This is a genomic window from Halomonas sp. AOP43-D1-4, from assembly GCF_052446175.1.
Lineage (GTDB): Bacteria > Pseudomonadota > Gammaproteobacteria > Pseudomonadales > Halomonadaceae > Vreelandella > Vreelandella citrativorans.
In genome coordinates, this window is record NZ_JBQSVY010000027.1 from 1 (window position 1) to 11235 (window position 11235).

The 11235-nt window shown below is 51.3% G+C and carries 9 protein-coding genes and 1 pseudogene; 7 read left to right on the forward strand and 3 right to left on the reverse strand.

Translation table 11 applies throughout. The features are described 5' to 3' along the window. Window positions 1-9 precede the first annotated feature (9 nt). Together ACT3RQ_RS17370 and ACT3RQ_RS17375 are read right to left on the reverse strand one after the other, a co-directional pair. Window positions 10-1257: an ammonium transporter gene (locus ACT3RQ_RS17370; RefSeq protein WP_193057139.1), complete on the reverse strand. Its 1248-nt coding sequence runs from the start codon at window positions 1255-1257 to the stop codon at window positions 10-12. Between the two features lie 46 nt (window positions 1258-1303). Beyond that, on the reverse strand, window positions 1304-1642 hold the full coding sequence (locus tag ACT3RQ_RS17375) for a P-II family nitrogen regulator (RefSeq protein WP_172116897.1): 339 nt from the start codon (window positions 1640-1642) through the stop codon (window positions 1304-1306). Window positions 1643-1993: 351 nt separating this feature from the next. Between ACT3RQ_RS17375 and ACT3RQ_RS17380 the strand changes: the two genes are divergently transcribed. The 7 genes and pseudogenes from ACT3RQ_RS17380 to ACT3RQ_RS17410 all read left to right on the forward strand — a co-directional run bounded on the left by ACT3RQ_RS17380 (window position 1994) and on the right by ACT3RQ_RS17410 (window position 9968). Continuing rightward, the gene (locus ACT3RQ_RS17380) at window positions 1994-2335 is read left to right on the forward strand and encodes an accessory factor UbiK family protein (RefSeq protein ID WP_444639801.1); all 342 of its coding nucleotides are present in this window, start codon (window positions 1994-1996) and stop codon (window positions 2333-2335) included. Between the two features lie 199 nt (window positions 2336-2534). Next, window positions 2535-3458, forward strand: a complete 924-nt coding sequence (locus ACT3RQ_RS17385; RefSeq protein WP_444639800.1) for a helix-turn-helix transcriptional regulator — start codon at window positions 2535-2537, stop codon at window positions 3456-3458. 111 nt (window positions 3459-3569) lie between these two features. Then, window positions 3570-5687 carry a TonB-dependent siderophore receptor gene (locus ACT3RQ_RS17390; protein WP_444639799.1) on the forward strand — a complete coding sequence of 706 codons (2118 nt, stop codon included), beginning with the start codon at window positions 3570-3572 and terminating at the stop codon, window positions 5685-5687. 141 nt (window positions 5688-5828) lie between these two features. Next, window positions 5829-6710, forward strand: coding sequence for an ABC transporter substrate-binding protein (locus ACT3RQ_RS17395; RefSeq protein ID WP_444680977.1), 882 nt, complete (start codon window positions 5829-5831; stop codon window positions 6708-6710). A gap of 137 nt (window positions 6711-6847) precedes the next feature. Continuing rightward, window positions 6848-7696 (forward strand): annotated as a pseudogene (locus tag ACT3RQ_RS17400) (YifB family Mg chelatase-like AAA ATPase); the annotation flags it as partial. Between the two features lie 87 nt (window positions 7697-7783). Next, window positions 7784-9568, forward strand: coding sequence for a hypothetical protein (locus ACT3RQ_RS17405; RefSeq protein WP_096277126.1), 1785 nt, complete (start codon window positions 7784-7786; stop codon window positions 9566-9568). Window positions 9569-9680: 112 nt separating this feature from the next. Then, window positions 9681-9968, forward strand: coding sequence for a hypothetical protein (locus tag ACT3RQ_RS17410; protein ID WP_096277124.1), 288 nt, complete (start codon window positions 9681-9683; stop codon window positions 9966-9968). Window positions 9969-10071: 103 nt separating this feature from the next. On the opposite strand, the gene ACT3RQ_RS17415 is transcribed toward ACT3RQ_RS17410, so the two are convergent. Next, a complete protein-coding gene (locus tag ACT3RQ_RS17415; RefSeq protein WP_192526916.1) occupies window positions 10072-11208 on the reverse strand; it encodes a hypothetical protein in 1137 nt (378 codons plus the stop codon). Window positions 11209-11235 lie beyond the last annotated feature (27 nt).

The following is an 11235-nucleotide window of genomic DNA, read 5'->3' on the forward strand; positions in this document are numbered from 1 at the left end:
GTATTATGCTTATTTCTTAACGCTAAACTCAGGGTAGGCTTCAAGACCACATTCCGCGATATCCACGCCTTCATACTCTTCTTCTTCGCTCACCCGGATGCCCATGATGGCTTTCAGCACCAGCCAGACCACCAGGCTTGTCAGAAACACCCAACCGAAGATACCCGCAATACCCATCATTTGAGCACTGAAGGACGCGCCATCATTGGTGATAGGCACCGCCAGCACGCCCCAGATACCCGCCACGCCGTGAACGGAAATAGCACCGACCGGATCATCCAGCTTGAGCTTATCAAGCGATACAATCGCTACGACCACAATAGCACCGCCCACCGCACCGATAATGGTGGCACCTAATGCCGTTGGCGAGAGCGGGTCAGCGGTAATCGCCACCAGGCCAGCCAGCGCACCGTTAAGCGCCATGGTCAGGTCCGCTTTACGGAACCACAGTTTGGCCAGGACCAGCGCGGCAATCACACCGCCAGCAGCGGCCGCATTGGTATTGGCAAACACCTGGGCGACGTTGTTGGCCGACTCGATATCCGAGACTTTTAGCTCAGAGCCACCGTTGAAACCGAACCAACCCATCCACAAAATGAACGTACCCAGCGTTGCCAACGGCATGTTGGCACCGGGAATGGCATGGATAGCGCCATCTTTACCGTACTTACCTTTACGCGGCCCCAGAATCAGCACGCCTGCCAGAGCAGCGGCAGCGCCTGCCATGTGAACAATACCCGAGCCAGCATAATCCGAGTAACCCACGCTGCTCAGCCATCCGCCACCCCACGTCCAGTAGCCAGAAACCGGATAGATAAAGGCGGTCATGACCACAGCGAAGGCCAAAAAGGCCCATAGCTTCATGCGCTCAGCGACCGCACCGGAAACAATCGACATGGCAGTAGCCACAAAGACAACCTGAAAGAAGTAATCAGCGCGCATGGAGTAGTACGGCGCATCTTCGCCACCCGCCAGCACTGAATCGACGCTGTTCTCAGTACCCAGCAGAAAGCCCAGGCTGGGCAAGAAGCCGCCTTCGCCGCTGGAGTACATGAGGTGATACCCCACCAGCAGATACATGGTGCAGGCAATCGCAAACAGCGCGATGTTTTTCGTCAGAATCTCGGCGGTGTTTTTAGCGCGCACCATACCCGCTTCAAGCATGGAGAAGCCCGCGGCCATCCACATGACCAATACACCGCACATCAAGAAGTAAAACGTGTCGAGCGCGTAGCTCAGATCAGCCAGTTCGTTCATTTGTTAGTTCCCCGTTGAACTACGAAGTAGCCCGGTAAGCCCCTGTTTAAACGGCATCAACGCCGCGTTCACCGGTACGAATTCGGATAACATCGTCGAGCGGTGTGACGAATACTTTGCCATCGCCGATTTTTCCACTGTTGGCGGCATTGCAAATGGCATCCATCACGCTTTCCAGGCGCGCATCGTCAACCGCCACTTCTACTTTTACCTTGGGCAGAAAATCGACCACGTACTCAGCACCCCGGTAGAGCTCGGTATGCCCTTTCTGACGCCCAAAACCTTTTACCTCTGTCACGGTAATGCCCTGCACGCCGTTGTCGGCCAGTGCTTCGCGGACATCGTCAAGTTTGAATGGCTTAATGATGGCGGTGATGAGTTTCATCCCATATCTCTCCTGCTGATAAGTCCTGCTAGATAGCTAGCGGCATTGCCGCTGAAAATGGCGATGCTCTACTAATGCGCATACCGTGCCATTAGCTAATTTCTTATTAATTTTTAGTGGCTTAACAAAAAATAAGGCGCTTTTACGCACACCCCAAGATCGCGAAAGGCGTAGGACGCAACCGATTGCACCAAAAAAGAACCGGCACGAACGGTTGGCGCACCATGATTGGGCGACGAGATAAACGAATAAATGCGCCAATGCCATACGCAATACATGCGTACTGGCGGCGGGTTGCGTATCCTTAAAATAGTGCCCACTTTTAAAGCATCATTATTTAAGGAGAGAACCATGACGCCCCAGGACCGTATTAGCCGTTTGGCACAACAGATTGGCGACCGCTTACAAAATGCGTCACAAGCGCCCGAAGATATTCAGAAAGGCGTTCAACAGGTGGTTCGTGGTGCCTTTGATCGGCTGGAGCTCGTATCGCGGGAAGACTTCGATATCCTGATGGACGTTCTACAGCGCACGCGCTCGCGGGTAGAAGCCCTGGAGAGGCAAGTAGCGCAGTTGGAAGCTACGCTGGAAGCGAGTCAGCCTGAGAAGCACCTGCCAGTCGCCACTAAGGCCGCTGCCCCAAAACCGGCTGCCAGCAGCACACTGAACGACGATAAGAAAAGCGATACATAAGCACAGCACTGGTAACGCCTGCCGCCACCAAAATGAGAACATCTATCATTGCGTTTTAATCTACCGATGATAGGATCACGATGATTTACGCGTTCTCTGGATAACCCACGAACCGCTCCTCTTTTCAAGCGTCGCTCTTTTGGGCGGCGTTTTCTCGCTGGGTTGATCACTGGATTACCAAGCCGCAGGGTCCTTATTGATGCCAACCTTTACGTCGTTAACACCATCGACACTTAGCCAACTGGGCCAAACATTCGGCATTGACTATCTGTATGCCGGGGAGGGAATTGACGACCCCATTGCCCAAGGCAACGTCAGTGATTTGCCGCTCTCTTCTGCGCTGCATCTCACCCTGTCCGACCTTGCTGTTCGTCAACGCTATGTCTCCCGCTCTACGCAGACAGTGCCCTGGTTTCTAAGTGTTGTTTTGGAAGGCTGGATTGACATCGCCCAAGGCCAGAAGCGGCTGACTATAGGCGCGGGGCAGGGGCTTTGCGCACACTTTACCCCGCAGGCGCCGTTGATCGTTGAACAACCGGCACAGCCACGGCTGCGTACCCTCAATATTGCGGTACTGGCCACAATTCCTAATGCGTTGCCTAGCGCTCAAGCGCCTCAGCTGCATGCCTGGGCGCCACCTTCCACACTCTTTGCTCAGCTACGCGCGAGTTGCGAAGCGCCACTGGACGACTGGCGGCATTCACTAGTCTGGCAGGGGCTTGCCCTACAGCTTCTTGGGCACGGCTTACCCGCGCCGCCTGCCAGAGAGGGTAAACCTGCACGAGGCATCAAAGCCCGCGAACGCGAACAGCTTGCTCAATTGCATGCCGAGCTGCGCAATAACCCAATGACCGATTACTGCCTGAGCGGCCTGGCTCGTCGTGCGGCGATGAGCTCCAGTAGCTTGCGCCAGAAATTTAGTGCACTTTACGGCTGCTCAATTTTTGATCACTTACGCCACTGTCGGCTTCAACAAGCCTATAGCCACTTGGAAAAAGGCTATAGTGTTCAACAGACAGCCCATGCCTGTGGCTATCGCCATGCCACCAATTTTACGACGGCTTTCAAACGCCACTTCGGTGTTGCGCCAACAGAAGTGAGCAGCAGGGCCAGAACACATTAAGCGCATCATCAACACTGGCATTACGCATAGCTGATTTGGCATATTGCATAGCTCAACAGACCCTTAAAAAGCAATAATTCTCATTATTACAAACGGTAGAGAATTATTGTCATGCTTATGCTCCCGCACCGCTTTTCCTATCGCCACCTTGCGCTGTCCATTGCCTTGGCAGGCGGCTCGGTATCTGCCGCCTACGCCCAAACATCACCGGATGCTGCCCATCAGTTAACGACGGTCACGGTCACTGCTCAGCAAGCTGCCACCAAGGTAGAAACCCCCTTTATCGAGACGCCGCAAAGTGTGTCAACCATTACCCAGAAGCAGATGGAAGAGCGTGGTGTAACGACCGTCCAGCGCGCAACCGACTACACGCCAGGCGTTTACTCCAATCAGGTGGGCGCTTCAAACCGCTTCGACTATTTAGTGTTGCGCGGCTTTTCCGATGGCAGCTTAAGCAATACGTTTCTGGATGGCCTGAAAGTGATGGGCGATGCCAACTCCCACAGTTCGATGCGTATCGACCCCTGGTTTTTGGAAAGCATCGAAGTCGTTCGCGGACCTGCCTCCGTGCTCTATGGCCGCGCCTCTCCGGGCGGCATGGTAGCGCTGAACAGCAAGCGTCCTGAGTTTGAGCAAGGCGGCGAGCTGCGCTTGCGAGTGGGCAACAATAACCAGCGTAGCGCTGCGTTCGATCTCACCGGGCCGATTGACGAGCAGCAGCGCATAGCATTTCGCTTAACGGGTATTGCCAGCGGTGCGGACACCCAGTTCGGGTCCGCCGAAGAGCAGCGCTACGCCATCGCGCCACGCCTGACATGGGACATGACCGACGACACCAGCCTGACGGTTGAAGCCTACCTGCAGGATGAACCTGAAGGCGGCTATCACTCCGGCGTGCCTTATGAAGGTGCCGTAACACCCCGCAACGGGCGTAAAATCAGCAATAATTTCTTTGACGGAGAAGAAGATTACGACGCCTACGAGCGCACCCAGCGTATGTTCGGCTACTCGCTTGAACACCGCTTTAATGACCAGTTCACTGGCCGTCAAATGCTGCGTTACCTGAATTCAGACGTAGTACTCAATCAGGTATATGGCTTTGGCTGGACATCGCCCACTTCCAATGAGTTAACCCGCTATTACTCCGGCAGCGACGAGTCCCTTGAAGCATGGACCATCGACAATCAGCTTGAAGCTCGATTTGATAGCGCTGCTATGGCGCATACACTGCTCTTTGGCGTGGACTACCAGCAGCGCGAAAACAACGTGTCATGGCCTTCCGGTGCCTTCCAGCCCATTAACGCCTTTGAGCCCGTTTATGGCGGTGATCCCGTCGCATTTTATGCCCCTACTCGGGAACAACATAACATTGAACAGACCGGTGTTTATCTACAGGACCAAATTGCGCTTAATAACTGGCGCTTCACGCTGGGCGGACGCTATGACTGGGTAAGCATTGATAACACGAACAAGGATACCGACGCTTCAAGCTCGCTAAACGATACTCAACTTAGCGGCCGTGCGGGCGTGGTGTATCTATTCGATAACGGCGTAGCGCCTTACTTGAGTTACTCCACCGCGTTTACGCCCACAAGCTTTGTGGATGAAAGCGGCGATTTGCTCTCGCCCATGGAAGGCGAGCAGTGGGAAACCGGGGTGAAGTACCAACCCAGCGGTAGCGCCAACCAGTACAGCGCGGCCATTTTCCATATCAGCCAGGAAAACGTAGCCACCAAAGAGCAGCCCTCTGACCCTTACCGCGCCGTGGGTGAAATTGAGTCCCAAGGACTTGAGCTGGAAGCCCAGACCCAACTGACCGAAACGCTCTCGCTTCAGGCAGGCTATAGCTTTACCGATATTACCTACGCTAAAAGTGACGACGGCAACCAGGGCAACAATGCGATTTACTCGCCCCGGCACCAGCTACAGGCATGGGGACATTATGAAGCGAACAGCGGCTGGCTAAACGGCGTGGATGTAGGCGTTGGTGTGAGGCATTACGCGGATATCGCCGCAGACCGCGCAAATACCGAAAGCGTACCCGACTACACGCTGGTCGATGCCACCATCGGCTACGACCTCAGCCATGTGGGCGTTAACGGCGTCGAAACCCGCCTTAACGTCAACAACGTACTGGATAAATCCTACGTAGCGTCATGCAACTCGCTGGATTACTGCTACTTTGGCGCTGAGCGCGGGATTACAGCAAGCGTTCACTACCGTTTCTAAACACTTAAGAGAGCCGCTGAGCCCCGTCGCCCTGTTTAACCACACGTCGTCGGGGTTTAGCCAACGACAAGCCTGCACGGCGTTGCAAGCAAGAAAGATTATCGTTTAAATACAGCTCTTCTTTCAAAATGGCTCTTCCTCATGCGCCGTACCGTGACGCTTTTTTTCGCCCGAGCCGCGCTTCTGCTCACCAGCCTGCTAGCATTTACCAGCGCCCATGCTCAGTTTGCCACGGTGGACTGGACCATTGCCGAGACGTTGGTGGCTATCGACGCGCCGATCAGCGGCGTGGCTCAACAGAAGGACTACTACGACTGGGTCGGCGAGCCGCGACTTCCAGAAGGTGTGACCGACCTTGGGCTGCGCACCCAGCCCAATTTTGAATTGTTGGCCCAGCTGGCTCCCGAGCAGATATTGATCTCGCCGATGTTTGCTGCACTCACGCCTCGTTTGGAGCGCATCGCACCGGTAACTTCCATTCCGCTTTACTCTCCCGGCGCCGATACCTGGCAGGAAATCCAGGCATTAACGCGCCAGTTGGGTGAGCTCACCGAGCGACAGCCCCAGGCAGAGCAATTAATTGCCGATACGCAAGCGCTAATGGCATCACTACGTGAAGCGCAACCTGACACCGCACCGCTATTGATGGTGCAGTTTATGGATGCACGCCATGTGCGGATCTTCGGGGATAACAGCCTTTACAATGCGGTGCTTGAGCAGCTTGGCCTGGACAATGCCTGGGACCAACCCACCAACGCCTGGGGGTTCGCCTTAGCAGGTATCGAAGTGCTTGCCCGCTATTCAGAAGCGACGCTGGTAATTGTTGACCCGGTGCCCATGGGCGTAGAAGAAGAGCTGGCAGAAAGTGGCCTGTGGCAACAGCTGCCCGTTGTGCAAAGCGGCAACTTTTTGCGCCTGCCACCCGTATGGAGCTTTGGAGCGCTACCTTCCGCCCAACGCTTTGCCCGTGTGTTGTCTACCGCTTTGGACGACTTTTCCCGCCACAACCAGCCCACCCGTTAGAAGTGGCGTCCGCACATCGCACCATCTCCCCGCTATGCTCATCACGCCTAAAGCCCTGCCTGCTATCAAAGTTTTCTTAGTTACGGTAAGTTAACTATTTTGATCAAGTAGAATTAGGAAATAAGCGAGGAAGCGGAATGACCTTAGCCATTGTGGCCACGCGTGCGGGCGTGGGCCTGGATGCACCAGCCGTCCATGTAGAAGTACATCTTGCCAACGGCTTACCGGGGCTTACGCTGGTTGGGTTACCCGAAACAGCAGTCAAGGAAAGTCGTGAACGCGTGCGTAGCGCATTGATTAATGCCGGGTTTGATTTTCCCAACACCCGGCGCATTACGCTCAACCTGGCGCCTGCGGACCTTCCCAAGGAGGGAGGCCGGTTCGATTTGCCCATCGCACTCGGCATTCTTGCGGCCTCAGGCCAGATTCCAGTAGACGCGCTAGAAGGCATGGAGTGCGCGGGCGAATTGGCGCTGGACGGCAAGCTGCGCGCCGTACCCGGTATGCTTCCTTTCGCGCTGGCAACGCGCCGGGCCGGAAACGCTCTGATCATTCCTCGCGCCTGCGCCGACGAAGCCGCACTAGCCGGTGACTTACCGGTACTACCAGCGGATACGCTTTGGCAGGTCGTTGCTCACCTACTTGGGCAGGAGAAAATCCTGCCCCACCGCCTACCCGCCTCAGTAAAAACCACCACGCCAATGGCCGATTTAGCCGATGTACGCGGCCAGCAACAGGCGCGTCGCGCGCTGGAAGTTGCCGCTGCGGGAGGCCACAATTTACTGTTCGCAGGCCCGCCTGGCACGGGTAAAACCATGCTGGCCAGCCGCCTGCCGGGCATTCTACCGCCGCTTTCAGAAGAAGACGCCTTGGCGGTCGCCGCCGTGCGCTCGGTATGTGGGCTGTCGCTGGATGCCGACTGGGGCAAGCGCCCATTTCGCCAACCGCATCATAGCGCCAGCGCCGCAGCGCTGGTGGGCGGCGGCTGTGAATTACATTAATAAAAACGACTAAACAAAAAACTGCACGACTGGCATACTGCACTTAAGAAAAAAATAGGTGCTAATATTTGCATGGCTAGTCGAAATCTAATCACTAATTTTGAAGAATTTCCTCACGATGGTCGCCACTGGATGATACGGTGGGTAGATGGGTACCAATCGCATGAGGGACGAACATCAACCCCCTCTGTTGGCGTCAAGCTTTGTCCAGTAAGCTCGAACCCAAACAAACAAGAAATCTGCAAGCCTGCCAGCCTGAGTGAAGAGATCCTGGTACGCGCACATACGGGAATAGTTCCAGAGCTTGTTTTAGGTACCATATACAAAAATGGGCGCCTAATTGGTCGCGCTAATGCTCAAACTATTAATATTAATGCAGATTTAACAGATAACAGTTCTAGAATTGTTAAAGCAAACGATATCATGCCTGAAAGGCCAAGTTGGTGGAAAGATGAATTCCCATACCGTTGGATAGGGCAGTCAGAATACAATCTTGGAAAAGACTTTTCTAACAGCTACTGCGTTGTAATTCAGCAAGCACAAAGTACCTATATAATCCCTTGCCACGAAGTTTTTAGGGCCCTCATGGCACCCTCTTCTGAGTTCGCACTAGCATTAACAACGGGGCCATGGGCAACAACTAGGGAAAGAATTGTTAATATACAAAAAACTGGAACAATTTCCGATGACGAATGGTTGGTAATTTTAAGAAAGAGAATTAAGGATAAGTTTGCTGATAATGCAGCGAATCTCACTATTTCTGAACATGGCATTCAAGCAGCTAATGCTATTTATGCTAATGCCTTAAGGGCTACTGGTGAGTCTTATATATATGCAGGCATTCCTTTTCTAGTTAACAATTTTAAATTTTCTGTACGTGCAGTTCAAATACAATCAGAACCTAACAAATATCTTTGCTTGGAGATAATCTCAGCAACGTGGCCTTTTAGTAACTTGACAATCCACCATGGTCGCGACAATAGTGGCGAGACAGGCAAAGACACTATAGATTCAGATAAAGATAAGCCTTGGCCAAATGGCAGTCAGAACAACAGCAGCCCAAATGATGATTTAGCGATTTCTTCTAAAGAAGATCCTGCAGCGAATTCTGGGCTTGATGAAATCAGCTCTTTAGGGGTTGCTTGGAAAAACAAACCAGAATTAAAAAAAATTGAAAAAGAGGTTAGTTATAAATACCTTACAGGAAAAGTAACGCCTATTGAAAATCAATTTTTCAAGTATGGCACTTCTGGATTACCGACGCATGGAAATACAGAAACAAAGGAGGTTTCTGCGGAACAGGTCGGCCAAACAAACATGCCTTATAGGTTTTTGCAGTTAAAGAAAATGTTGAATCTGCTTCGCAATAAAAAAATAATAAGTAATCTTTTCTGCTATCAGCCACAAGAAGGCGGTCTGTTTAGAGATAACATTCTGACTTGGCCATTACCCAAAAGAGTTATAGACGAGTATCAAAAAAAACACAGAAGGGACAAATGGACCACGTTAACACTTTCAAAACATAGAAGCGTTTTAGTTTATCATTTTGACTACAGCGGAAGTAGAGTATTTCTTCTTGAAATTGAATGTAGAGAAAATGAGGGTGGGTACTGTGCGTTACTGCTTGAGATAACAGAAGAAAACCATCAAGCGACTATCAAAAAAGTTATAAACCACATAGCATTTTTCCGTGGAAATTTAAAAGGAGCTGAAAGTAAAATTCGAGCTTCTTCGGGTGTTTTAGATATGAAAACATGGGTACACGCATATAATAAAAAGCAAGATAGCAGTTCATCTATAAAGCCACTTAACCATGTAAGCTTCACCAAAGCTTTAAGAACGCTCACAGGCGAATAAAGACTAAAGTAATTTAAAATATATAAGCTAGGTGAAACGTACCGAAAGACGTCATCCAGAGGGCGGTTTTTGTAAGAGGCTACTTTAGCAGCCCTTCCGAAAGCCGCAATTCATGCTAAACAGCATTGCCCTCTTGCACCTTCAAACAATCCTGCCAGATTCACTATGCGACGATTTGGTCAGCCTCTGCGTGCCAGAAGAGACAGATATCCAGCGAAGCTATGTGGGATGCATCGACTCAACACGAATCGCCAAACAGGCACTACAGAGCGGGCGAGGAGTACTAGATCTTGTACGCGAAGAAGGGCTTTTAGACGACGCTACGCTGAGTGAAATTCAGCGTCCCGCGAACATGATTGCTTCGAGACAAGCAACACGAGTTACGCCGGTCAGCGGGTAACTTCCTTGTTTCGATAAGAGTAAGTGACCTGCCTAGATTTAAACCTTCAAGTGGCAGGTCACAGTAAGGTTATAATTACTTTACAAAAAAGTTAATGACCTATCTAGCCCAACAAGCCCTTAAGCGCTTCTTGTGCAGCATTATTTTCGTGCCCCACAAAAAAAGGATTATCTTTTATAACAGCGTTTTTCGCTAGATTGAGTGGTTGGAATGGATCTGAGGTAATATCAATCTGATAGTCCCTCAGAGATCTACCAAACTTACCCAGTGCAATGCATGTGACAGAATTAGCGCCTGCTTTACGCAAAAGTGCGGCGGCTACACCGAAAGACACCCCATGAGTAGTACAGTCATCTACCACTATGACATTACGCCCGGTGAGGTTACCGCGATATTTAGGGTTTAAATGAATAGTTTCTATCTGTTCGGTGGGATCAAGTCGATCTGTTCTTGAACCAGCTGACGACCGCTTAGTTGATGGTTTATGACGCACAAACAAGGGCTCTCCCTTTCTCGCCATACGAACTTTTGATACAGTTGTCCTTAAGCGATGCGTAAAATCGCTGAGTACCTCGCTATCACTGTTATCGCTAGCTGACGAAGGAAACACTCCCCAAAAAAGCTTTGGAAACGAGTCAACACCCTGAGTTAGCAGAGATCTCGCAACCATTGCAAGTAAGGCATTCAATCGAGGCCCCCCTTGTTTTATAGTACTAGTTAGATGCGCGCGAAATTGTTTTTGATCAAAGTCTTTTCCGAAAGTAGATAGATCTGAAAGAGCATGTACAGAATACGAAGCGCCTTGGCCATTGAACCACCACTTGCCATCCCACTCCGAAGTTAATCGAAGGGTTTCCTTAAGAGAACGTGCACAATCCACTTGAATACCGAGCTCAGACACTCTTGGGTCATTTGACCAACCGGCTGCAACCATAACCGCTTTACCATTCTTACCCATGGCAATGTCAGCTTGCGATCCAACTAGCACTAAGACATCTTGCGGCGCGATTTTTAGCTTTTCGGCAGTTCTTTTAATAATCCCTCCATTTTGCCGTCCTAGCTCTTGCTTAAATATTACACCGGTTTCGGCAAATAACTCATCAAACCAACCCGGTTTGGCGTTATTTGAGACAATCCCAACCTTATGATTATTTTGAGCTGCTTCTATCAAAACCTGTGCAATAGAGGGATCGGGGTCACCATTAATTAGCAGCGCACTGGGAGAGGTTACTATCAACATAGGCTTCTTTTCATATTGTTAAAGTGA

Excerpts from the sequence above, each read along its gene's own strand:
- ACT3RQ_RS17370 (WP_193057139.1), bottom strand. The coding sequence starts at position 1,257 with ATGAACGAACTGGCTGATCTGAGCTACGCGCTCGACACGTTTTACTTC.
- ACT3RQ_RS17375 (WP_172116897.1), bottom strand. The coding sequence starts at position 1,642 with ATGAAACTCATCACCGCCATCATTAAGCCATTCAAACTTGACGATGTC.
- ACT3RQ_RS17380 (WP_444639801.1), top strand. The coding sequence starts at position 1,994 with ATGACGCCCCAGGACCGTATTAGCCGTTTGGCACAACAGATTGGCGAC.
- ACT3RQ_RS17385 (WP_444639800.1), top strand. The coding sequence starts at position 2,535 with ATGCCAACCTTTACGTCGTTAACACCATCGACACTTAGCCAACTGGGC.
- ACT3RQ_RS17390 (WP_444639799.1), top strand. The coding sequence starts at position 3,570 with ATGCTTATGCTCCCGCACCGCTTTTCCTATCGCCACCTTGCGCTGTCC.
- ACT3RQ_RS17395 (WP_444680977.1), top strand. The coding sequence starts at position 5,829 with ATGCGCCGTACCGTGACGCTTTTTTTCGCCCGAGCCGCGCTTCTGCTC.
- ACT3RQ_RS17405 (WP_096277126.1), top strand. The coding sequence starts at position 7,784 with ATGGCTAGTCGAAATCTAATCACTAATTTTGAAGAATTTCCTCACGAT.
- ACT3RQ_RS17410 (WP_096277124.1), top strand. The coding sequence starts at position 9,681 with ATGCTAAACAGCATTGCCCTCTTGCACCTTCAAACAATCCTGCCAGAT.
- ACT3RQ_RS17415 (WP_192526916.1), bottom strand. The coding sequence starts at position 11,208 with ATGTTGATAGTAACCTCTCCCAGTGCGCTGCTAATTAATGGTGACCCC.